General features: G+C 72.4%; 20 protein-coding genes and 1 pseudogene. All 21 read right to left on the reverse strand.

The window, feature by feature from the left end:
• Positions 1-25: 25 nt before the first annotated feature.
• Positions 26-211 (reverse strand): hypothetical protein, encoded by a 186-nt coding sequence (locus tag ACIPM1_RS19760; RefSeq protein WP_392192733.1) that lies wholly within the window; start codon positions 209-211, stop codon positions 26-28.
• 105 nt (positions 212-316) lie between these two features.
• Positions 317-1,498 (reverse strand): trypsin-like peptidase domain-containing protein, encoded by a 1,182-nt coding sequence (locus ACIPM1_RS19765; protein WP_402436300.1) that lies wholly within the window; start codon positions 1,496-1,498, stop codon positions 317-319.
• 116 nt (positions 1,499-1,614) lie between these two features.
• Positions 1,615-2,589, reverse strand: a complete 975-nt coding sequence (locus tag ACIPM1_RS19770; RefSeq protein ID WP_402436303.1) for a hypothetical protein — start codon at positions 2,587-2,589, stop codon at positions 1,615-1,617.
• The gene (locus tag ACIPM1_RS19775; protein WP_402436306.1) at positions 2,586-4,232 is read right to left on the reverse strand and encodes a GMC family oxidoreductase N-terminal domain-containing protein; all 1,647 of its coding nucleotides are present in this window, start codon (positions 4,230-4,232) and stop codon (positions 2,586-2,588) included. Before ACIPM1_RS19775 ends, ACIPM1_RS19770 begins: the two co-directional genes overlap by 4 nt.
• Positions 4,229-4,885: a DUF5987 family protein gene (locus ACIPM1_RS19780; protein WP_402436309.1), complete on the reverse strand. Its 657-nt coding sequence runs from the start codon at positions 4,883-4,885 to the stop codon at positions 4,229-4,231. The genes ACIPM1_RS19775 and ACIPM1_RS19780 overlap by 4 nt, the downstream gene beginning before the upstream one ends.
• Positions 4,882-5,454, reverse strand: coding sequence for a hypothetical protein (locus tag ACIPM1_RS19785; protein ID WP_402436312.1), 573 nt, complete (start codon positions 5,452-5,454; stop codon positions 4,882-4,884). The genes ACIPM1_RS19780 and ACIPM1_RS19785 overlap by 4 nt, the downstream gene beginning before the upstream one ends.
• A 254-nt stretch (positions 5,455-5,708) precedes the next feature.
• On the reverse strand, positions 5,709-6,716 hold the full coding sequence (locus ACIPM1_RS19790) for a sugar phosphate isomerase/epimerase family protein (protein WP_402436316.1): 1,008 nt from the start codon (positions 6,714-6,716) through the stop codon (positions 5,709-5,711).
• A 49-nt stretch (positions 6,717-6,765) separates the two neighbouring features.
• Positions 6,766-8,100, reverse strand: coding sequence for an alkaline phosphatase family protein (locus ACIPM1_RS19795; protein WP_402436669.1), 1,335 nt, complete (start codon positions 8,098-8,100; stop codon positions 6,766-6,768).
• A gap of 59 nt (positions 8,101-8,159) precedes the next feature.
• A complete protein-coding gene (gene eboE / locus ACIPM1_RS19800) occupies positions 8,160-9,362 on the reverse strand; it encodes a metabolite traffic protein EboE (protein WP_402436319.1) in 1,203 nt (400 codons plus the stop codon).
• Positions 9,363-9,364: 2 nt separating this feature from the next.
• Positions 9,365-10,231 carry a TatD family hydrolase gene (locus tag ACIPM1_RS19805; protein ID WP_402436322.1) on the reverse strand — a complete coding sequence of 289 codons (867 nt, stop codon included), beginning with the start codon at positions 10,229-10,231 and terminating at the stop codon, positions 9,365-9,367.
• On the reverse strand, positions 10,231-10,923 hold the full coding sequence (locus ACIPM1_RS19810; protein WP_402436325.1) for an EboA domain-containing protein: 693 nt from the start codon (positions 10,921-10,923) through the stop codon (positions 10,231-10,233). The genes ACIPM1_RS19805 and ACIPM1_RS19810 overlap by 1 nt, the downstream gene beginning before the upstream one ends.
• Positions 10,920-11,819: a sugar phosphate isomerase/epimerase family protein gene (locus ACIPM1_RS19815; protein ID WP_402436328.1), complete on the reverse strand. Its 900-nt coding sequence runs from the start codon at positions 11,817-11,819 to the stop codon at positions 10,920-10,922. The genes ACIPM1_RS19810 and ACIPM1_RS19815 overlap by 4 nt, the downstream gene beginning before the upstream one ends.
• Complete coding sequence (locus ACIPM1_RS19820; protein WP_402436672.1) at positions 11,816-12,826, reverse strand: SCO3242 family prenyltransferase; 1,011 nt, start codon at positions 12,824-12,826, stop codon at positions 11,816-11,818. Before ACIPM1_RS19820 ends, ACIPM1_RS19815 begins: the two co-directional genes overlap by 4 nt.
• Positions 12,826-13,992 (reverse strand): inositol-3-phosphate synthase, encoded by a 1,167-nt coding sequence (locus ACIPM1_RS19825; RefSeq protein ID WP_402436331.1) that lies wholly within the window; start codon positions 13,990-13,992, stop codon positions 12,826-12,828. Before ACIPM1_RS19825 ends, ACIPM1_RS19820 begins: the two co-directional genes overlap by 1 nt.
• A 178-nt stretch (positions 13,993-14,170) precedes the next feature.
• Entirely contained in the window at positions 14,171-14,974 is an 804-nt protein-coding gene (locus ACIPM1_RS19830; protein WP_402436334.1) for a ThuA domain-containing protein, read from the reverse strand.
• A 41-nt stretch (positions 14,975-15,015) separates the two neighbouring features.
• Positions 15,016-16,080, reverse strand: coding sequence for a substrate-binding domain-containing protein (locus ACIPM1_RS19835; RefSeq protein WP_402436337.1), 1,065 nt, complete (start codon positions 16,078-16,080; stop codon positions 15,016-15,018).
• A 132-nt stretch (positions 16,081-16,212) separates the two neighbouring features.
• Complete coding sequence (locus tag ACIPM1_RS19840) at positions 16,213-17,277, reverse strand: ABC transporter permease (RefSeq protein WP_402436340.1); 1,065 nt, start codon at positions 17,275-17,277, stop codon at positions 16,213-16,215.
• On the reverse strand, positions 17,274-18,785 hold the full coding sequence (locus ACIPM1_RS19845; protein ID WP_402436343.1) for a sugar ABC transporter ATP-binding protein: 1,512 nt from the start codon (positions 18,783-18,785) through the stop codon (positions 17,274-17,276). Before ACIPM1_RS19845 ends, ACIPM1_RS19840 begins: the two co-directional genes overlap by 4 nt.
• A 696-nt stretch (positions 18,786-19,481) precedes the next feature.
• Entirely contained in the window at positions 19,482-20,738 is a 1,257-nt protein-coding gene (locus tag ACIPM1_RS19850; protein ID WP_402436346.1) for a Gfo/Idh/MocA family protein, read from the reverse strand.
• An 89-nt stretch (positions 20,739-20,827) separates the two neighbouring features.
• Positions 20,828-22,009 carry an ROK family protein gene (locus ACIPM1_RS19855; protein ID WP_402436349.1) on the reverse strand — a complete coding sequence of 394 codons (1,182 nt, stop codon included), beginning with the start codon at positions 22,007-22,009 and terminating at the stop codon, positions 20,828-20,830.
• A gap of 413 nt (positions 22,010-22,422) precedes the next feature.
• Positions 22,423-23,097, reverse strand: a pseudogene (locus tag ACIPM1_RS19860) (OmpL47-type beta-barrel domain-containing protein); the annotation flags it as partial.

Consider the following 23,097-nt stretch of genomic DNA (forward strand, 5'->3'; position numbering starts at 1 on the left):
GCACCGTTCCGATCACCTCATCGCGTCAGTCGAAGCGGGACGGGTTGTACGACAGCGTGATGGCCTGCGGGCCGTCGATGTGGTGCAGCAACTGCTCCAGCGACTCGGTGAAGGCCGGGCCGTCCATGGACCGCAGCGCTTCCAGTGAGATCCCCGAGAGATCGACGAGATCGGACTCCACGGCAGGCATCGTCTGTTCCACGGCTGCCAAGTCCCCTCCCGTACACGCGAGTCGTCACCGTCGGTGCCCTCATCCATGATGACCCAGCGCGGCACAAGTCGAAACCCCGTTTCCCGGCCGCGCCGCGAGATCAAGTCAGCTGTAGCGCCGGGCCAGTTGGGCGGCGGCCTCGTCCACGCGGTCCGCCTCCGCCGATGCTCCCTCCAGCAGGCGCACCGCTTCGAGGAGTTGGTCGAGGGTGCCGGGGTAGCGCAGACAGGTGCGCACGATGCCGTAGACGTCCATCCGCAGCCGGGGGTCGCGGGGGCTGTTCGCCGCGATCCGGTCGCTGATGCTCTCCAGGAGGAGGGCCGTGCCGTTCGGGCTGCGCAGGATCGGGAGTGCGGTCAACGCGTCCACGAGAGGCGCCAGTTCGCGCAGGGGGACGTCGGGAGGCAGCGATGCGAGGACGGGGACGGGGACCGGACGGCGAAGGTCGTGAGGGCTGCGGGGATCAAGCGGGCCGTATGAGCCGTGCGAGCTGTTCGGGCCGTGCGAGCTGTTCGGGGCGTGCCGGCTGTTCGGGTCGTGCGGCGTGTGCGCGCCGTCGGCGCGGGCGAGGGCGTCGCGTGCGGGAAGTCCGGCGTGCTGCTGGAACAGTTCCAGTTCGTCCGGGGACAGCCAGTCGTACCAGCGTTCCACCCGGCGGGCCGCGAGCCTTCCCAGGCCGTCGGCGCGGTGATGGGCGCTCAGCACACCGATCACGGCTCCGTCGCACCAGACGGCCGCGCCCGACATCCCCTCCCAGGGGGAGCGTTCCGGTTCGACGTCGGCGGGCGGTACGGCCACGGCCAGTTCGAGGGTGCCCTCGCGGCGGTTGGACAGCACGGAGACCGTGCCGGAGACATGGCAGGAGTCCCGGTACTGGCCGGCCGAGCCGTCGTCGAGCGGCCGCGCGGTGTCCTGGCGGAGTTTGAAGCGGGGGAAGCCCATCGCGGTGAAGGGCAGCACCACGTCGGTGCCGGGCACCGCGGCCCAGCGCGGCGGGTCGGCGGCGGGGGCCCCGGACGGCACGCGCGCGAGCTCCAGCAGGGCCACGTCCGCGGTCTCGGCCAGCAGTACGACGTGGGCGTCGGCGCTCCACCCCCCCGGCTGGTCGGCGTCGAAGCGCACCCGCAGCGCCGCCACCGGGCCGGCCACGACGTGCGCCGCCGTCAGCACGAAGGAAGCGCCCACCCGGTAGCCGGAACCGCGCCGGCCGGGCAGTCCGCCGTGCCGCCCGACCAGTATCTCGGCGACACGCGCCGCCTCCAGTCCCCGTCCCCCCGAGCCGCTCACGCGGGTCCCCTACCCCTCCCGCCCCGGGCGTACGCGAGACCCGTGACGTCGTGGGAGGGGTTCACGGCGCCGAACGTACCGTCCACCGCCGACGAGGGGGGGGGACGGCGCACGGGTCAGGGGCGCGTTCCGACTTCGGCGTGTGCGGTGTGGTCGAGTGTCCACCGGTGCTCGATCTCGAAGCGTGAACCGGTGCGTCGTTCGACGACCACCTCCGCCGAGGCCCTTTCGCTGTTGGTGCAGGTGGCCGTCGCTCCGTCCGGGTCGGTGTAGCCGAGCGTCACGCAGTCGCCCGGCTCCTGGCGTACCTCGACCGACAGCCTGCGCCGTCCGACCCGGCCGCGCACCGACCACTCCGGCAGGCCGATCCGGGCCTTGAACAGCGGCGCGGCGAGCAGCGGATCGGTCGGCCAGTCCCTTCCGCCGACGCGCAGCTGGAGCAGGGGCAGCGGTGGCAGCAGGCGCATTCCGGGTCGGCGCGCGACGGCGGCGACCACCTCCAGGACGTCTCCGCCGCCGAGCCCGGCGTGCAGCCAGGCCCAGCGCCGGGCGTTGCCATGACCCGCGATACGGGCGACCGCGCCCGTGGCTCCGGCCAACTCCATTCGTTCCGACCCGACTTCGATGAAGCCGTCGAAGCCCGCGTCCGGTGCGGGCACGATCTGCGCCGCCGGCAGGACCGCCCGTTCCCAGGCCCAGCGAGGGAACGTGTACAGGGGGGTGCCGGCCTCGTGGACGTCCAGTCGCCATCGGATCCGTCCCGCGCGTCCCGACAGGCGGGCCCGCGCGGCGTGCACGTCGGCGGACGCGAAGTAGACCGCGCCGGGGTCGGTCTGCTCGGGCGCCGGCTCGGCGTCGGCCGTGAACCGCTCGGTCACGGGAGGCCCGCCGGGTGGGAAGACCGAGATCCAGCCGTGGGCCCGGGCCGGGCCCGGTCTGCCGTCCGGCGGCGTGACGACCTCGTGGTGGATCCACACCCCGGTGCCGGTCCGTGGGTCGGTCAACGTCGCGTACCAGACCTCCAGCCGGCCCGGCCGGCCCCGCAGCCGCGGTGGGTAGAGGCGGGCGACGTCGTCCTGCTTCCGTTTCATCGGCTCTCTCTCAGCGCGTTCTTCAGGACGCCCCGGCGGCCGGCGGTCGACCCGTCCGGTGCCGGAGCCCCGTAGCGCACCGCCACGCCCGCCTCGGCCGCGCGGGCCACGATGTGCGGGCAGGCACGTTCGGCCAGCGCGGCGACGGTCAGGGACGGGTTGACGCACAGCGAGGTGGGCACCGCGGCCGCGTCGGTGACGAACAGGCCGGGATGGCCGCGCAGTTCGTTGTGCTCGTCCAGCGCCGAGCTCGCGGGGTCGTCGCCCATCCGGCAGGAGGACAGTGGGTGGGCGGTGAGGGAGCCGACCACCTCGTTCCACGGGCGTACCCGGGCGAGCCGGTCCCGCTCCAGTACCGCTCGCGCCTCGGCGTCGGCGGCGGCCCAGCCGCGCAGGGTGTTGGCGGTGGGCCGGTAGCGCAGGCTGGACAGGCCCACAGAGGACGCGACGCGGGTGAAGCCTCCGGTGGCGGGGGGCGCCCCGAAGACGCCCTCGTTGTCGTCCTCGGTCATGGCCAGCACCGACAGCCAGGACCGCCACCGGGCCCGCAGCTCCTTCTTCTCCACCCCGAACCAGCTGGAGTCCGGACGGTCGGTGGCCTGCGCCAGGATGTTGGTGATGCCGGGGAAGTAGATCTGCTGCAGGGAGAAGCGGGTGAACTCCGGTGCCCGCGGGTCGAGTCGGTCGAAGGACATCGACCCGATCGGCTTGCCCACGGGAAAGGCCTCGTACGGTGTGCCCGGTGCCCGTTCCAGACCCAGCAGATCGCGCACCTTGGACTCGTCGACGTCGGCGATGGAGACCCGGTCGCCGTTTCCGGAGAAGTACCGGCCGACCGCGCCCGGCACCCCGCCGAGCAGCGCGGCCGAGCGCCGCAGCAGCACGGGCGTGCCCAGGGCGCCGCCGGCGAGCACCAGCACTTTGGTCTCGATGGTTCCCGCGCCCACCGGCACGCGGTAGTCGTCCGCGTCGAGGACGGTGTAGGCGACCCGGTAGCGGTAGCCGGGCGTGGTGGCCGGGGCGATCGTCTGCACCTCGTGCAGGGCCCGGATCTCGGCGCCCGCCGCGGTGGCGGCCGGGAGGTAGTTGAGCAGCATCGAGCGCTTGGCGTCGAAGTGGCAGCCGCTCAGCATCCAGTTGCAGTTGGTGCAGCGGTCCAGGTCCACGGCGACCGGGACCGGATTGCAGGTGCGTCCGGCGCGGGTGCATGCGGCGGCGAACAGGCCCCCTGGATACGGGACTTGGTCCCACCGCGGCAGGGCGACCGGGAGGGTCTCCTCGACCCGGTCGTACCAGGGATCCAGCGACGCCCGGGTGAGCGAAGCGGGCCACAGCCGGTGGCCGAGGCTGCCCCGGCGGTCGAAGACGAAGCCGGGAGCGCGCAGTGAGGCGGCGAAGTACACCACGCTGGAGCCGCCGACGCAGTTGCCGGCGACCACGGTGATGCCGTCGCCCTGCACCAAGTCGACCGTGCGGGTGTAGCTCCCGATGCGCAGATCGTGGGCGAAGTCCGCGGACCGCAGGTGTGGTCCGCGTTCGAGGACGACGACCCGCGCTCCGCCGGCGGCCAGGTGGTAGGCGGGGATGGAACCGCCGAATCCGCTGCCGACGACCAGCACGTCGGTACGTTCGGTGACGGTCATGCCGGGCTGCCTCCCATGGTGGTTCGCGGATGTTCCCGCGCGAGCCGTCGGCCGTACGAGTACTGCGGGAAGCGCCAGAGGCCGTCCGGGTCCGGCGCCGGGAAGCGCAGCCAGGCCAGGCCGGGGTGGCGCTCGCCGATCGCCTCCGTGGTGTGCAGGTGGGCCGCCGTGTCGAAGGCGGCGGCGCTGAACAGGGCCAGCAGCACCCAGACCTTCTGGTCCGCCTCGGTGGGACGCAGCAGCGTGGCGGCCAGTTCGGTGCGGTCGGCGAAGTCCAGTGCGGTGAAGGCGGGCCGGGTGGGCGGCAGCACGCGCCCCTCGGCGAGCGCGTAGGCCGTGGCTCGCGTGTTCAGCAGTGCCGCCAGTTCGGGCAGGAGCGGGCCCAGCCCGAGTTCGGGCAACCGCAGCAGGGCGATCGCGCCGGCCTGTACCGCGCCGGCGCCGGGTGCCGCCCCGGCGATGGCCCGGTCATCGGCGTACCGCTTCCGGCCCGGGACCATGGTGTCGGCGAACGCCTCCAGGGTGGCGACCACGCCACCGCTCAGTGGCGCCGCCGCGGCGGCGGACGGCGCCGCGACCGCGCCGGTGGTCACCGCGGCGACCGCCCCGGCCAGACCGGCGATCAGCCGCCGCCGCGTCAGGAGGCCGCTCACGGGCGCGCACCGGGGCACGGCAGGCCGGCGGGCAGGTGCACCGTCGTGCCGAGGGCCGCACGCGCGACGGCGTCGGCGAGCCGCGGATCGTACGGCCGCAGCACCCGGGCCGCGTGCGCGGGGGTGGCGGGCACTCCGGCCACGGTCAGGTGGCGCAGCCGCGCGCCGGCGCTTCCGGTGCTCTTGTCGAACCAGTAGCTGCCGTCCCAGCCCACCAGTTCGGTGCCGTGCGGTCGCGCCTGCACGCTCCAGTGGTCCAGTTGCCAGTAGCGGCAGGCGGGGACGGCGACGGCGAAGCGCGCCGGCTCGGCCAGCAGGAACCGCACCGCGCCGCCGTTGCTGACGGTGATGTCCCGCTTGGCGTACTCCACGCACAGCGGATCGCTGTCCATCAGGCCCAGTGGGGGTGTCTCGCCCTCGCCGAACCGATGGAAGGTGCACTCCGCGGCGAATCCCGGGGCGGTGTAGCCGGTGACGGGGCCCGCGGCGGCATCGGCGGGCGTCGCACCGAGCGTCAGCGTCATCAGTGCGACCAGCCCCGCGGCGATGGAACGGGGGAACGAAGCCATGGCAGGACCCTCTTGTGGTGGCGGCTGCGACAGGCGCTTGTTACTCACCAGTCAGTTGGCGCCACATCCTGATCTCGCGTCATCCGCGAGAGCAAGACCCCGACCCCCAAGTCCTTCATGTCTTCACAGGGCGGCACGATTGTCCCCGCGAACCGTCCTCGCGGGCCGATCGCGCGTCCGGGCCGCCGCGGCCGGCCGGCGGCCCCCACCGGCCGTCGGCCGGCCGCGAAAGGCGGGTCCGGGCCGTGAAGAGGTCAGTCTCCGGACGAGAAGGCCGAGTCGAAGGACTGGGCCGACGGCTCGATCGCTCCGAGCGCCCGGATGAACCGCAGGGCGTCGGGGGCACCGACCATGCGGTCCATGCCGGCGTCCTCCCACTCCACCGAGATCGGCCCGTCGTACCCGATGGAGTTGAGCATCCGGAAGCACGCCTCCCAGGGGACGTCCCCGTGCCCGGTGGAGACGAAGTCCCAGCCGCGACGGGGGTCCGCCCACGGCAGATGGGAGCCGAGGCGGCCGTTGCGCCCGTTGAACCGCTTGACCGACTCCTTGCAGTCCACGTGATAGATGCGGTCCTTGAAGTCCCACAGGAAGCCGACCGGGTCCAGGTCCTGCCAGACGAAGTGGGACGGGTCGAAGTTGAGCCCGAACGCCTCCCGGTGGCCGATGGCCTCCAGGGTGCGCACCGTCGTCCAGTAGTCGTAGGCGATCTCGGAGGGGTGGACCTCGTGGGCGAAGCGCACGCCGACCTCGTCGAAGACGTCGAGGATGGGGTTCCAGCGCTCGGCGAAGTCCGCGTAGCCGCGCTCGATCATCTCCGGCGGCACCGGCGGGAACATCGCCACGGTGTGCCAGATCGAGGATCCCGTGAAGCCGACGACGGTCTTCACCCCGAACGCGGCGGCGGCGCGCGCGGTGTCCTGGATCTCCCGCGCGGCGCGCTGCCGGACGCCTTCCGGCTCGCCGTCGCCCCAGATGCGGGCGGGGAGTATGCCGCGGTGGCGCTCGTCGATGGGGTGGTCGCAGACGGCCTGGCCCGTCAGGTGGCAGGAGAGTGTCCAACAGCGCAGGTTGTACTTCTCCAGCACGGCGCGGCGGCGCGGAATGTAGTCCTCTTCGGTGAGGGCCCTGTCGACCTCGAAGTGGTCGCCCCAGCAGGCGATCTCCAACCCGTCGTACCCCCACTTTGCCGCCAGCCGGCACACCTCCTCGAACGGCAGGTCGGCCCACTGACCGGTGAACAAGGTGATCGGGCGTGGCATCGGTTCCTCCGGTGGGTTCGTCGGTCGGGGCGGTCGTGGGGTCGAGCGGTCAGGGGGCCGGGGAGGCGCTCGGCGTGATCCCGGCCAGGCGCAGCAGCAGGTCCTTGACCTCGGTCGCGTCGTAGTTTTCCCGCGCCTCGCGCGGCTGGGAGCACAGGAGCACGGGGCCGTCGTCCGGGTGGCCGGGCAGGCGGCCGTGGCTGCCGCGTACCGGGGACGGGTCGAGGGGGACCACGCTCATGCGGTAGCGCAGGCCGAGCTTCTTCCGGGCGAGTGCGGCGGCGGCGCGCAGTTTGACCTTGGGGTCCTTCGGGTCCATGAACAGCTCGGCCGGGTCATAGCCCGGCTTGCGGTGGATCTCGACCAGACGGGCGAAGTCCGGGGCGCGGTCGTCGTCGAGCCAGTAGTAGTAGGTGAACCACGCGTCGGGCTCGGCGACGGCGACGAGGTCCCCGGCACGCGGGTGGTCGACGCCGTACGCCTTCTTCCCGGCCTCGGTGAGCACCTCGGCCACGCCGTCGGTGCCGGCCAGCAGTTCGCGGACGCGTTCGGTGTCGGCCGGGTCGGCCACGTAGACGTGGGCGACCTGATGGTCGGCGACGGCGAAGGCGGCCGACGTCCACGGGTCGAGGTATTCCATGCCGTCCTGGGTGTGGACGTTCAGCAGCCCCGCCCGGCGCAGCACCCGGTTCACGTCCACCGCCCTGGAGACGTTGGTGATGCCGTACTCGGAGAGGGCGACCACGGTGATCTCGCGGGCGGCGGCGTCGTCCAGCAGGGGGGCGAGGACCCGGTCGACGTCGGCCGCCGCCGCGGCGGCGCGGGGATCGTCGGGCCCGTAGCGCTGCAGGTCGTAGTCGAGATGGGGGACGTAGACAAGGCTGAGGTCGGGGGCCTGGGTGGCGAGGATGTGCCGGGCGGCGTCGACGATCCATCGGGAGGAGGTGAGGGAGGCGGTCGGCCCCCAGTAGGTGAACAGCGGGAACGTCCCGAGTTTGGCGCTGAGTTCGTCGTGCAGCTGCGGGGGGTGGGTGTAGCAGTCGGGCTCCTTGCGGCCATCGGAGTAGTAGATCGGCCGCGGGGTGACGGTGAGGTCGACGTCGGCGCCCATGGCGTACCACCAGCAGACGTTGGCGACGCGGTAGCCGGGGTGCGAGCGGCGCGCGGCGTCCCACAGCTTCTCCCCTCCGACGAGCGCGTTGTGCTGGCGCCACAGCAGCACTTCGCCGAGCTCGCGGAAGTACCAGCCGTTGCCGACGATGCCGTGGCCGGTGGCGGGCTGCCCGGTGAGCAGGGTGGACTGCACGGTGCAGGTGACGGCGGGGAACGCGGTGTCGAGGCGTGCGGTGAAGCCCGCCTCGCCCAGGGCGCGGAGCCGGGGCATGTGGGCGAGCAGCCGGGGGGTGAGGCCCACCACATCGAGGACGAGCAGGGGAACGGGACTCACGGGGCGACGACCTCCTTCAGGCCGAGAGAGATCAGGTGGTCGCGGGTGAAGGCCAGTTCGGCGGCGATGCCGTCGGCGAGAGCTCCGGGGCCCCGCGGCCGGCGGCCCTCGGGGAGCACGCCCCAGGTGTAGGTCTCGGCCTCGACGTGAGCGGTGCGCGCGGTGTCGCCGCCGAGCAGGGCGGCGAGGGTCGCCTCCAGTTCGGGGCGCGTCGTGGTCAACGGGGGCTCCGGGTCGGCGTGCAGCGGCACGTGGAAGTGGACTCGCCAGGGTGCGCGGCCGGGCAGCCCCCCGGCCAGGGCGGCGTCCAGGTCGTCCACGGCCAGGGGCGGGGTGCCCGGTGCTCCGGCAGACGTCGCCTGTGGGGGAGCCGACTCCCGGACCTGGTGCAGGAAGCGCGGCTCGGTGAAGGCGGCCAGTGCCGCTCGTGTCGCCGGATCGGCCGGGTCGCCGGCCTGGAGGGCGCAGGACGCCTGGGTCTTGACCACCTGGAGCCCGGCCGCGTCCAGACGGGCGAGTGCGGCGGCCGGCTCCTCGAAGCCGACCGCCAGATGGCAGGCGTCCAGGCAGACGCCGATGCGGTCGGTGTCCACGCGGGCGAGGTGCCGGGCGGCCTGAGCGGTGGTCTCGACGACGCAGCCCGGCTCAGGTTCGAGACCGACCTTGATCGTCCGGCCCGTGTCGGCGGCGAGGGTGGCCAGGCCGCCGGCCAGCGAGTCGAGCGTACGGGCGGCCTCGTCCGCCTGTCCGGCCGTCCACGGGGTCCGCCAGCCCAGCGGCACGGTGGAGACGCTGCCGTGCGCGGCGTCGTCGGGAAGCAGTGCCGCGAGCACGCGGGCGAGGTCGAGGGTGTAGTGCAGCCTCTCGGGCGTGGTCCAGTCCGGCCGGTAGACGGCGTGCTTGACGACGGGGTCGTGGAAGCCGCGGTAGGGGAAGCCGTTGAGGGTGACGACCTCCAGGCGGCGGGCGGTCAGCTCCCGGCGGAGCCGTGCGACCGCGCCGTCGTCCGCGGCGAGGGCCGCCGCGGCGTCGCGGGCCAGCCACAGGCCCAGGCCGAGGACGGGCACACCCAGCCGCTCGCGCACCGGCTCGGCGTGCCGGGCCAGTTGAGCGAGCACTCCGTCGAGGTCCTCGGCGGGGTGGACGTTGGTGCAGTACGCGAGGTGGACGACGGTGCCGTCGGGGTGGAGCAGCCGCACGGCTACACCTCCGCCGGGGCGCCGCGCACCACGGAGTTGCCCTCGTACGTGGTGCCGGCCCCGGGCGCTTCGGAGCCGTCGAGTTCCAGCTTGCCGCTCTGGCCGTAGAAGGAGACGGGATTGCGCCACAGGATCCGGTCCACGTCGTCCGTGGAGAAGCCGGCGGCGAGCATGGCGTCCCCGGTCTTCCGGGTCTTCAGAGGGTCGCTGCGTCCCCAGTCCGCGGCCGAGTTGACGAGCATCCGGTCCGTGCCGTACTCGCGCAGCACGGCGACCATGCGACGCTCGTCCATCTTGGTGTCGGGGTAGATGGAGAAGCCCATCCAGCAGCCTGAGTCGACGACCTGACGTACCGTCATTTCGTTCAGGTGGTCGACGACCACGCGCTCCGGGGCGATTCCCGATTCCTTCACCACGGCGAGGGTGCGCTCCACGCCCGCGGCCTTGTCGCGGTGCGGCGTGTGGACCAGCGCCGGCAGGTCGTGGGTGAGAGCGAGCTGCAACTGGGCGGCGAACGCCTTGTCCTCCTCGGGCGTCATCGAGTCGTAGCCGATCTCGCCGACGGCGACCACGCCGTCCTTGAGCAGGTAGCGCGGCAGGTGCTGGAGGACCTCCGCGCAGCGCGGGTCGTTGGCCTCCTTGGGGTTGAGGGCGATGGTGCAGTGGTGGCGGACACCGAACTGGGCGGCGCGGAAGGGCTCCCAGCCGATGAGGGAGTCGAAGTAGTCCAGGAAGCTGCCCACGGAGGTGCGCGGCTGGCCGAGCCAGAACGCGGGTTCCACCAGGGCGCGGACGCCGGCCGCGTGCATCGCCTCGTAGTCGTCGGTGGTGCGCGAGGTCATGTGGATGTGCGGATCGAAGATACGCATCACGCCTCCCGGGGGCTGGGACGGTTGGTGGTCGCGGTGGGGACGGCCGCGCGTTCCCCGTGACCGGGTGCCGGTACGTCCGGAAACAGCGCGAGGATCAGGCCGAGGTCGGCGGGTACGTCCCGTCCCGCAGCGGTCCGCTCCTGGGCGAACGCGGCCATCATGCGGGCCAGTTGGACGTCCGCCCGGCCGGGCAGGCCCGGCAGCGCGGTCAGCGGGATGCCGGTGAAGACGCACTTGAGCACGCCTTGGCGGTAGGTCTCCGCGTCCAGGTGGCCGGTCGCGTAATCGCCGAGGGCCGCCGCGATCAGCCGTGTGTCGTTGGTGCGCAGCGCGTCGCGCACCAGGGGCAGCGCGCCGTCGCCGACGGGCAGCAGCGGCAGGCCGCGCAGCACGGCGCACCGTTCGGCCGCGTCACCGGTCCGGTAGAGCTCCCCGAGCTCCTCCAGCAACGGGGTGCCGGCCAACGGGATCGCGGCGAGCAGCAGGGCCCGGGCCGCGTCGTCCACCGTCCACCCGTGCGGGTCGGCGGGGTCCAGCGGGCCACGGCCGCATCGCCGTCCGACCAGGGGGAACAGGCCGCGGACGGCTCCGGGGTCCGCGGTGACCGAGGCGCACGCGCCGGCGAGCCAGTTCCTGCCCTTCTCGGTCATCCGGTCGGTCAGGGCGTCTCTGAGGCGGTCGGGTGTCATGCCATCTCCTCCTCACGGCGGACCGCTGGGTCGCACGAGCGCAGGAAGTCCAGGGAGCGGCGGGCCACGCCCGGTGCGTCATGGCTGTGCCGGGGCAGTTCGACGGCGACCAGCCCGCGGTAGCCCACCTCGTCGAGGGCGCTGAGGACGGGCGGGAAGTCGATCTCGCCGCTGCCGAACTCCAGGTGCTCGTGCGTGCCGCGGCGCATGTCGTCGATCTGCACGTTGACCAACCGGTTCCCGGCCCGGCGCACGCACTCGGGCACCGGGTACGGCTCCAGGCAGCGGCAGTGGCCGATGTCGAGGGTCAGGCCGAACATGGCCGGGTCGCCGAGCGCCGCGGCCAGCCTCGTGTACTCGTCGACGGACTCCACGAGCATTCCCGGTTCGGGTTCGAACCCGAGGAGGACGCCCGCCTTCTCCGCCGTCTCGACGACCTCGGCGCATCCGGCGACCAGCCGGTCCCAGGCCGCCCGCGGGTCGAGGGCCGCGGGTCTGACGCCGGCCCAGAAGGAGACGGCCTGGGCGCCGAGGTCGGCGCCGACGGCCACGGCCCGGCGCAGGAAGTCCACCCTGCGTTCCCGCCCTTCGGCCGCGAGCAGGGTGGGCTCGTGCTTGTGCCAGGGGTCGAGCAGGTAGCGGGCTCCGGTCTCGATCACCACGCCGAGCCCGAGACCGTCCAGCCGCCGGGCGAGGGCCACCGTCCGCGCGGCCAGGCCGGGCGCGAACGGATCGAGGTGGTGGTGGTCGAGGGTGAGCGCCACGCCGTCGTAGCCCAGGTCGGCGATGACGGTGAGCGCGTCCTCCAGCCGGTGGTTGGCGAAGCCGTTGGTGCCGAACCCGTACCGCAGGACGGGCTCGGCGGACGAGGTGTCGCGGTGGCGGGGTCCGGTCATGTCGGCGACACCCGCCTGGACAGGGCTCGGGCCAGCGGAAAGACCGCGGCGAGCGGAAGCGCGGAACGGACCTGGCCCGCGCCCGCGGTGAGCGCGGCCTGGAGCGGGATCAGGCCGAGGATCCCCGCGCCGACGGCCCCGCGGATCTTCCCCGGCGAGGGATCGGCGACGGCCCGCGCCTGGGCACGGCCCGCCGTGGCGCCGTACGCGACGAGGCCGCCCGCCAGGGCCAGCCGGCGCCCGCGGCCCCTGCCCTGGCGCGCCGGGCCGTCGCGGAACGCCGTCGCGGCCGCGACGGCTCCGGTGGCGGCCAGTGTTCCCCGAGGCAGCCACGGTTCCGCTCCCGTCACCTCGGCGCGGCTGAGCGCGGTGACGGCGAGGGTGTGCCCGGCGACGATCGCGGCCGCCGGGAGGGCGGGCCGCAGCCGGTCCGCGCCGGCACCGAGCAGCACGTCGAGTCCCCGGGCGGCCGCCATCACCGCGGGGCCCACCGAGCGGGACCCGGCCCACAGGTCGTAGCCCCAGACGGTCGCAGCGAGGGGCACGGCGACCGTCAGCGCGCGCCGGCCCTCGGCGGCCGCTGCCACGCCGAGGGCGACGGCGGTCAGGGCGGCCGCGGTGCCCAGGGCGAGGGGAGCGGACACGCGGCCCGAGGGGATCGGCCGCTCGGGGCGCTCGACGGCGTCCAAGTCGCGGTCGGCCCAGTCGTTGAGCGCCATCCCGGCCCAGTACAGGCAGACTGAGGAGGCGGCCAGCCCGGCCACGGACGCACCGGGGCGACGGCCCGCGGCGGCCGCTCCGGCCAGGACGTCCCCCGGCACGGTGAACGCGGCCGGGGCGCGCACCAGGTCGGCCAGGTCCCGCAGGCGGCGGCCCGGCGACGGCTTGGCGGACGCGCGGACCGCGGATCCCGGACGCGGGGCCCCGGGCGGGCCGTTGTGGGACCCGGCGTCACCGCCCGCCCGCCGGACCGCGCGTGGGCCGAACCGGAGCGCGGACGGGCGGATCACCGCCGGCCTCCGAGCCCGGCGGCGAAGGTCCGCAGGGTCTCGTACTGGGCCATCACGGCATGCTCACCGCCGCCGACGGGATCCTTGAAGAAGAAGGCCAGCTCGCCGAGAGGGCCGGAGATCCCCCGCTCATGAGCCCGGGCCGTCAGCCGGGCGAGGTCGAGCACCAGCGGCGCGGCCAGTGCCGAGTCACAACCGGCCCAGGTGAACTGCAGATTCATCCGCACGCCGAGGAACCCCTCGAACGTCACGTGGTCCCAGGCGGTCTTCCAGTCGCCGAGGGAGGGCACGTAGTCGATGTGGACCTCACCCTCGACCGGGTGCCCCAGCGTCTCCGCGAGCACCCGCTGCTTGGAGACCGCCTTGCTGGCCATCGCGGCCGGATCGGCGAGCGTCTCGCCGTCGCCGCCGCCGAGCAGGTTGGTGCCGGACCAGGTCCGCACCCGCAGGCCCCGGGCGGCGAACATCGGCCCGAGGGTCGCCTTGAGCAGGGTCTCCCCGGTCTTGCCGTCGTTCCCGGCGTACGGCAGGCAGGCTTCCCCGGCCAGTTCCTCCAGTGCCGGGATCCGCATGCCGGCGGACGGCGTGAAGTCGACGTGCGCGCATCCGGCGTCGATCGCTGCCAGGGCATAGAGGGAGCTGGGCGGCAGCACGTTCTCACCGGCGGCGAGCGCGGCTCGCAGGGCTTGGGCCGAGACGTGCGCCGGGTGCTCCGGGACGACCGGTTCGGTCGACGACACGTTGACGACGACCACCCGCGCCAGGCCGTGCCGCTCGCGGAAGGCGTCGATGTCGGCGCGTATCGCCTCGGCGGCGTCCGACTGGCTCATGTCCCGGTCCGGGAGCGGGGCCGGGCGAATCTCGGCGTCGGCGGCGGCCAGGTCGTCGTGGACCAGGGCGGGCAGCCCGTGGGGCAGCACCCCGGCCGCGACCAACTGCTCGGCGCGCTTCGGCAGCGGCGTGCAGGCCACGTCGTGCCCGCCGAAGACCAGGTCGGACAGGGCGGCCAGGCCGGCGTCGGGGAACCCCGGCTGTTCGGTGACGCATCCGGCCGACCCGGCCAGCCCTGCCCGCAGAGCGGCCGTGCCCGCGACGACCGTGGTGGCCACCGATCCACGTGCCCCCGCCAACCAGACACCCGTGCGACTGCGCTGATCTGGCATCTCGTCACCTCCGTCGGCCGGGCGCGGTAGCGCCCCGCTTGCTCGTTCCTCGCTGTCGATGTCGCTGTCCCCTGTCCGCTGCTTCCGGTCCCCTCCGGCCCGTCGTCCGGGCACGGAGGAGAACCGGGGCCCTGCGCGCTCCTCGGACGGTGGGCGCGCCGGGGTGCGTGGCCGCCGGTCAGCCGGTGCTTTCCGGGTCGCAGTTGAACCTCGCGGTACCGGCCGCCATCTCGATGCCGCCGAGGAGGTGCGACAGGAACAGCGGGTCGGTGTAGCTCTCCGACGTATGGCCCATGCCGGTGTAGAAGGACCGGCCGCCGTCGTACGGGTGGCACCACGAGATGGGATGGTCCGCGCCCATCGAGCCGCCGGTGTACCCGATCGGGTTGTACGTCCTCTCGTCCAGCGTGGCCAGGACACGCACGTCCGGACGGGGATTGGAGCGGTAGTTGTACCACTCGTCGGTGCGGGTCCAGCGGTTGGGCAGGTCCTTGGTGGCCGCGGTGCCCTGGCCCACGACGTTCACGGTCGCCTGCTGGATCGCCGGGTGGTCCCTGAAGTACGCGCCGACCAGGCCGCCGTACCAAGCCCAGGTGTAACCGGAGTCGGCGGCGGCGTGGATGCCGACGAAGCCGCCGCCGTGCTCGATGTAGCGCTGGAAGGCGTCCTTCTCGGACTGCTGGTCCAGGGGGTCGCCCGTGGTGGAGAGGAAGACGACCGACTGGTACTGCGCCAGTTCGGCGTCGTTGAACCGGGTGGCGTCCTCGGTCGTGTCGACCGCGAAGCCGTGCTCCTGGCCGAGCTTCTCGATCGCCGCGATCCCGTCGGGGATGGAGGCGTGCCGGTAGCCGGTGGTCTTGGAGAACACCAGCACTCTGAAGGCGGGTGCGGCGGCGTGCGCGGTGGTGGTGCTGGTGGCCGCGAGCGGCAGGGCCAGAGCGGCCGCCGACAGCAGCGCGACGATACCTCTGCGGGACATCATCAACCTTTCGTAACCTGATCTCGGGGACGGTGGATGCCGGCTCAGCTGAAGGCGCCGGGAAGGTACTGGTCGACGTTCTCCTTGGTCACGGTGGCGGAGAACAGGGTGAGTGAGGACGGCAGGTCCTGCCCGACGAGGTCGCTCATGCCCCTGTGCTGGGCGACGAGCCGGGCGAGCTTGACCGCCGAGGCGGACATGTTGGACGGGTAGACGACCGTGGCCTTGAGCACGGAGTTGTCGGCCTTGATCTCCTGCATGGCGTGCTTGGAGCCGGCGCCGCCGACCATGAAGAACTCGCTCCGGTTCGCCTGTTTGATGGCTGCCTCGACGCCGATGCCCTGGTCGTCGTCGTGGTTCCACACCGCGTCCAGGTGCGAGCGTGCCTGGAGCACGTTGCTCATCACCTGCTGACCCGAGTCCGCGGTGAAGTTGGCGGCCTGCCGGATCCCCACGTGGAAGCCGTACTTGGCCAGGCCCCGCTTGAACCCGGCGCTGCGCTGCTTGGTGAGTTCGAGGTTGTCGATACCGGCGATCTCGCCGATCACGGGCGCGGAGACACCCTTGGCCTTGAGGGTCCTGCCGATGTAAAGGCCGGCGTTGAGCCCCATGCCGAAGTTGTCGCCGCCGACCCACGCCCGGTACGCGAGGGGGGTCTCGAAGACCCGGTCGACGTTGATGACGGGGATGCCCGCGTCCATGGCCTGCTGGGCCACGGCGGTCAGCGCCTTGCCGTCGAAGGGCAGGATGACCAGGACGTCCACCTTCTTGCCGATCAGCGTCTGGACCTGGCTGATCTGCGCGTTGACGTCGTTGGTCCCCTCGACGGCCTCGAAGTGCACGTCGGAGTACTGCTTGGCCTGCGCCATGGCGTTCTTGGTGATGGCGGCCATCCAGCCGTGGTCGGCCGCCGGGGCCGAGAACCCGATCGACACCTGCTTGCCCGGCTTGTCGTTGTCGGTTCCGGCCTTGCCCGCCGCGTTCACATCGCTGGTGGAGGCGTCGCTCTGGTTGCTGGTGCAGCCGGCGATCAAGGCTCCGCCGCCGAGTACGGCGCCGCCGAGGAGGAGCCTTCTGCGGTCCAGTCCGCCGAGTCCGCGCTTGTCCATCTCGTCAGTCCTTCCAGTCACGGGGGTCTTGCCTGCGTCGTGCCTGCCGTGGTCGATGCGGACGTGCCGCGCGGCTGGGCCGGGGGCGGCGCGGGCGGCGGCAGCGGGGTCGGTCCGCCGCCCGCGCCGCCGCTACGGGGTGGCGGTTCTCCGGCCGCGCCGCTGGATCAGCACGGCGGCGACGATGATCAGGCCCTTGGCGATCTGCTGGATGTCGGTGGTGAGGTTGTTCAGCACGAAGATGTTGGTGATCGTGGTGAAGACGAGGACGCCCAGGATCGAGCCGACGAGCGAGCCGCGGCCGCCGGTCAGCAGGGTGCCACCGATGATCACCGCGGCGATCGAGTCCAGTTCGTACAGGTCGCCGAGGTTGCTGGCCCCGGAGGTGGTCCGCGCGGTCAGCATGATCGCGGCGATGCCGCAGCACAGGCCGGACAGGGCGTACAGCACCACGGTGTGTCGGCGTACGTCGAGTCCGGCGAGGCGCGCGGCCTCCTGGTTGCCGCCGATGGCGAACGTCCGGCGGCCGAAGGTGGTGCGGTTGAGCAGCACCCAGCCGATGAGCACGGCGACCGCCAGGATGTAGACGAGCAGCGGGATGCCGAGGAACCGGGTGGAGGCGAGGGAGTTGAACGACTCGACCGTGACCACCTGGGACTGCCGGTCGGAGATCCGCTCGGCCAGTCCGCGGGCGCTCGCCATCATGGCGATCGTGACGATGAACGCTACGATGTTGCCGTAGGCGATGATCAGGCCGTTGACGAGGCCGACGACCGCGCCCACGGCGAGCGCGCAGAAGACCATGCCGCCGAACCCGAAGGACTGGGTGGCCACGGTGGTGCACCACACGGATCCGAGTGCCACGATCGCGCCGACGGACAGGTCGATGCCGCCGCCGATGATGACGAAGGTCTGACCGATCGTGATGACCCCGATGACGGCCGCGCTGGTGAGGATGACCAGGGCGTTCTGGCTGGTCGCGAAGTTGTCCGAGCTCAGCGCGCCGACGACGCACAGCAGGACGAGGACGACGAACAGGCCCAGGTTGCGCACCCGGCCCATGTGCCCGAGGAAGGCGGGTCTGCCGCTGCCCTTGCCGAGGGACGAGCCGGTCTGCCGGACGGGTCCGGCCGGGGATCCCTGGCCGGTGGCGGGCAGCGGACCGCTCCCGCCGGGGGGACTGGTCTGCTGGCTCACACGGAGCTCCCTTCCATGACGAGGTCGAGCACTTTCGATTCGTCGAGGTCCAGGGCGACTGCCTCGCGGACCACCCGGCCTTCGCGCATGACGAGGACGCGGTCGGCGAGGCCGAGGACCTCGGGCACCTCGCTGGAGACGAGGAGCACGCCGACTCCCGAATCGGCGAGCCGCCGGATGAGCGCGTAGAGCTCCGCCCGCGCCCCGACGTCCACTCCGCGGGTGGGCTCGTCGAGCAGCAGCAGCCGGCAGTCGGTGAGCAGCCAGCGGGCGACGACGGCCTTCTGCTGGTTGCCGCCGGAGAGGGTGCGCACCGGCCGGGTCGGGTCGGGGGGCCGCAGGTCGAGCCTGCGGACCGCGTCCGTCGTGGCGCTCAGCTCGGTGCGGGCGTCGAGGAAGCCGGCGCGGGCGAACCGTCGCAGCGAGGACATGGACACGTTGTGGGCGATGGAGGAGTGCATGAACAGTGCCTGGCTCTTGCGCTCCTCCGGGGCGAGTCCGAGGCCGGCCCGGACGGCGGCGGTGATGCTGCCGGGCCGGAGGGCGGATCCGGCCACGCGGATGCGCCCGGAGGCCGGACGCCGGGCTCCGTAGACCGCTTCGAGGATCTCGGAGCGGCCGGAGCCGACCAGGCCCGCCAGCCCGACGATCTCGCCGGCCCGGACGTCGAAGGAGATGTCGTGGAACTCCCCCGGGCGGCTGATGCGTTCGACCTCCAGAAGCACCGGGCGCTCGTCCGGGTCGGGGCGTCGGGGCCTCGGCGGGAAGGCGTACTCGACGGTGCGGCCGGTCATCTGCGAGACCAGCTCGGCGGTGGGGGTCCTTCGCGCCGGCAGTCCCCGGGCGACCGTGCGGCCGTCCTTGAGGACGGTGACGCGGTCCCCGATCCGGCGGATCTCCTCCATGCGATGCGAGATGTAGACGACCGCCACGCCGGCCGCGGTGAGGTCGCCGATGATGCGGAAGAGGTTGTCCACCTCGTCGTGGGCGAGGACGGCGGACGGCTCATCCATGATGATGAGCCTCGCCTCGTGCGAGAGAGCACGCGCCATGGACACGAGCTGCTTGCCGGCCGCGGACAGCTCACCCACCTCGCGGGAGACGGGAATCTCCGGATGCCCGAGCCTGCACAGGAGTTGACGGGCGGCGTCGTGCATCCGCGAGCGCTGGGCGAACCCCAGCCGGGACTGCTCGTGTCCCAGGTAGATGTTCTCCGCCACGGACAGGCCGTCGGCCAGGTCGAGTTCCTGGTAGATGGTGGCGATCCCGTGGCGCATGGCGGCCGTCGGGGTCGGGAGCGTCACCGGTTCGCCCTCCCAGGCGATGTGCCCCTCGTCGGGCTGGTGGGCTCCGGCGAGGACCTTGATGAGCGTGGATTTGCCGGCCCCGTTCTGGCCGAGCAGGCAGTGCACTTCACCGGCGACCACGTCGAGGTCGACGCCGTCGAGGGCCCGGACGCCGGGGAACTCCTTGACGACGCCTTGCATCTCGAGCAGCGGGGTACTCATGGGTCTCCCTCTGATGCGATGTCCGCCAGAGTGACATGACGGAGCGTCAACTTATTGAGAATTCGGACCGGTTGGTTCGCGACGTGGCGGCCTCTGCGGGGAGGCCCCTGAGGGGACTCCGGTACGCACGGTCGGACGTTTTCCGTGTCGCCCGGCGGGATGAGAGGAAGGTAGTTCTCACGGCGTTGTTTGAGAAGGGTTCGCGAAGCTTCCGAGCCTTTCGTGGCCAGAAGCGGCAACTCCTGTTTAACGCATTGCGCAATCGGCATCGCCGTACGGCGGGAATGCCTGGACTTCGTACCGTTCGCCGGCGCGGCGGGACGCCGCGCACGCCGACCACCGCCCGCCTTCCTGGGGAAACCGTGGTTCGATGAGGGCCGCCACCCCGCACCCCCGTAGGCGTGCGGAACTCCGCACGGGAAAGGGCGCGCGAATCCCCCGAGGAGGCAGACGGGCATTTCCGGAACGCATGGCCGGACGCGCCCCGGATTTCACCAGCGCTGGCGTACGGCGGTTGACACCGGCCGTCTTTCCGACCGGCGAAGGAAAGTTGTTCGACCGGTCGGATATTCCCGCCCGGAGTTTTCCTGAAATCCTCCTTGGCGAACGGAGTGTGTACCTCGTCGCGGATGTCCGGCTACGTGAAATGTGCGGCGCCAGCCGGGCCATGGGGGTGGCCGGCGGCCCGGAGTACGGTCAGGGCACGACCACGACGGGGGTGCCGTTCCCGGACGGCAGTGGCGGGTTCCCCTGCGGAACTCCCTTGTGCAGGACGGGGGTCCAGAGGCTGTCGTTGGCGGCGCTGTGCTCCACAGCGGCCAGCACCCGTTGCACCTGCAGACCGTCGGCGAAGGACGGCTCCGGGTCGCGGCCCTCGGCGATGGCGTGGATCAGGTCGCGCACCTGGTGCACGAAGGTGTGGTCGTAGCCGAGTCCGTGACCCGCCGGCCACCAGCCGTCGAGATAGGGGTGGTCGGGTTCGGTGACCAGGATCCGCCGGAATCCGGCGGTCGCGGCCGGCTCGGTGTGGTCGTGGAAGTCCAGTTCGTTGAGGCGCTCCAGGTCGAAGGCGATGCTGCCGCGGTCGCCGTTGATCTCGATGCGCAGGGCGTTCTTCCGGCCGGCGGCGACCCGCGTGGCCTCGAAGGACGCGACCGTGCCCGAAGGGAACCGGCCGGTGAACAGCGCGGCGTCGTCCACCGTGACGGGTCCGCGCGGCGCCGTCCCGTCGGCGACGGCCGCGAGGCCCGACGAGGCCGTGGGCAGGGGGCGTTCGCGGACGAACGTCTCGGTCAAGGCGGAGACCCCCGACAGCCGCTCCCCGACGAGGAACTGGGCGAGGTCGACGATGTGGGCGCCGAGGTCGCCGAGCGCGCCGGAGCCGGCGTGCTCGCGCTGAAGCCGCCACACCAGCGGGAACTCCGGATCCACGATCCAGTCCTGGAGGTACTGTGCCCGTACGTGCCGCAGGCTGCCGAGGCGGCCGTCGGCGATCAGTCGCCGGGCGAGGGCGAGCGCCGGCGTGCGCCGGTAGCTGAACCCCACCATGGAGCGCACCCCGCGAGGTGATGCCGCGGCCGCGGCGGCGGCCATCGCCTCCGCCTCCTCGACGGTGTTGGCAAGCGGTTTCTCGCACAACACGTGCTTACCGGCCTCCAGCGCCGCGATCGCGATCTCGGCGTGGCTGGATCCGGGGGTGCAGATGTCCACCAACTGCACGTCGGGGCGGGCGATCAGGGCCCGCCAGTCGGTCTCCGTCGCGGCCCAGACCTGGCGCCGGGCGGCCTCTTCCAAGGCGGTTCGCTCGCGTCCGGCGAGGACGGCCATGACCGGGCGCATGGGCAGATCGAAGGCACAGGCGGCGGTACGCCAGGCATGTGAGTGCGCGCGGCCCATGAAGGCGTATCCGACCATGCCCACCCCGATGGCGGGCGAGCCGTTCTGACTGTCCATAGGCGCTCCTGGGATGCTCGTGGGCGCGGGCGACGGACGCGGGAACGCGTCCGTTCACCGGGAACGGATTCCGGCCGCGCGCAGGCGCGTCAGGCCGGTGAGAAGATGTGGTCGCTGATCAGTCGCGTGGCGCCGACGACGCCGGCGATCTGGCCGAGCTCGCCGAGGACGATCGGCAGGTTGCCGGTCGCCAACGGCAGGGACTGCCGGTAGACCTGGGTGCGGATGCTGGCCAGGAGGGTGTGCCCCAGCCCGGTGAGCCCTCCCCCGATGACCACAAGGCCGGGGTTGAAGAAGCTGACCAGGCCCGCGATGACCTGACCGGTGCGGCTTCCGCCCATGCGGATCAATTCGAGGGCCGCGGCGTCCCCGGCGCCGGCGGCCGCCGACACGTCCTCGGGGGTCAGCCGTCCCGCCGCCTCGAGCCGCCCGGCCAACTCCGCCGAACGGCCCGCCTCGGCGAGCGTGGTCGCGTCGCGCACCAGAGCGTTGCCGCCGAAGTGCGCCTCCAGGCAACCGATGTTGCCGCAGGCGCAGGGTGGCCCTTCCGGGTCCACCTGGATGTGGCCGATGTCGCCGGCGCTGCCGGTAACCCCGCGGTGGACCTCGCCGCCGACCACGATGCCGCAGCCGATGCCGGTCCCGATCTTGACGCACAGGAAGTCGCGTACGGACCGGGCGACTCCGGCCTGCTGCTCGCCGAGGGCCATCAGGTTCACGTCGTTGTCGACGAGGACGGGGCAGCCGAGCTCCTGGCTCAGCGCCTCGCGGACGGGGAAGCCGTCCCAGCCGGGCATGATCGGCGGCGCGACGGGGACCCCCTCGGGGAAGCGGACGGGCCCCGGCACGCCGATCCCGGCGCCGTCGAAGTGCTCCGCCAGCCCGGCCTCGCGCAGCTTGGCGGCTAGGGCGAGCACCCGCTCGAACACGGCGACCGGGCCCTCACGTACGTCCAGCGGCTCGGACAGGTGGCCGAGGACGTCCAGCTCCGCGTTGGTGACCGCGGCGTCCACGGAGGTGGCACCGATGTCCACGCCGAGGAACCGCAGCGAGGGGGCGATCCGGACGTTGTGCGAGCGGCGGCCGCCGCGGGAGGCGGCGAGACCGTCCTGGACGACGAGGCCCGTCTCCAGCAGCCGGTCGATCTCGACCGCGAGCTTGGAGCGCGAGAGGTCGACCTGGTCACCCAGGGCGACCCGGGACTGCGGGCCGAGGTCGCGCAGCAGACGGAGCAGCCTGGCCTGATGGACATTGGCCGGTCGAGCCGTCATACGCCTCACGCCGCCCCTCCCGTCGTCGCCGGAGTCGTACGCACACCCGGCACTTCGGGGCGCGACTTTCAAAAGGACCGTAGCACCGTGGTGCCGAACACGAAAGAACTTGTGCGGCAGTCCGATGTACTTTCATCTCGCAATGGACAAAGCCGGTTTGAAGTCCCCCGGCGGACGAGCGCGTGCCGGACCGGAGTCCGCGGCGTGACCCGCTGGAGGGGGCCTGGCGGCCGTGACAACGGGCAGGCCCGATGGAGTGGAGCCGGCCGGCTCCACTCCATCGGGCCTTGCCGCCGTACGGTCGAGGCCTGCGAGGCGCTTCGGCGAGTGCTCCGTCGGGCGCCGAACCCCCCAGAGATCAGGCGGGGATCGCGGCCCCCGCCATCACCTCACTGTTCCGTACGAGCGGTGTGCGGATCGCCCACATCGCAGCGACCGGCGGCCTTCTTGATCTGGCCCGCCTCCCGCTGGTCGACGACGCCCTCGCGCCGGAGGGCCGCGACGACCTTCTCGACGTGGGAGACGAACGCGCCGTGACTGCTCCAGGCACGGTGGTCCTCGATCAGCTCGTTGATCGTGCAGCCGTTCGTCGTCACGCGGTCGGGGACGCCGGTGTTGACCGAGCCGAGGAACACCGTGGAACGGTCGTCCTGCTCAGGGCAGTTGGTCGGCGGTTCACTGTCGACGACGGTGAGGGACAGCGACTTCGCGGTGGACGTGTTGCCGGCCTTGTCGGTGGCCCGGTACAGGAAGGTGTGGCTCCCCGCTCTGTTCACGGCCACCGGCGTGGAGTACGTCAGATAGGGGCCGCCGTCGAGCGAGTACTCGATGGTGGCCACGCCCGAACCGGAGTCGGAGGCAGTCACCGTCACCGTCGCACTGCCGACGTAGTTCCCGGACGCGTCCTTCGTACCCGAGACGGAGGCCGACGTGTCCGGCGCGGTCGTGTCCTGCGGCGGAGCCGCCACCACCGCGAACGACACCGACTTCACCGCCGACGTGTTGCCCGCCTTGTCCGTCGCCCGGTACGACACCGTGTGATCACCCACACCGCTCACCTGCACCGGCGCCGAATAAGCCGCAAAAGC

It is taken from the genome of Streptomyces sp. NPDC086766, assembly GCF_044746005.1.
Taxonomy (GTDB): domain Bacteria; phylum Actinomycetota; class Actinomycetes; order Streptomycetales; family Streptomycetaceae; genus Streptomyces.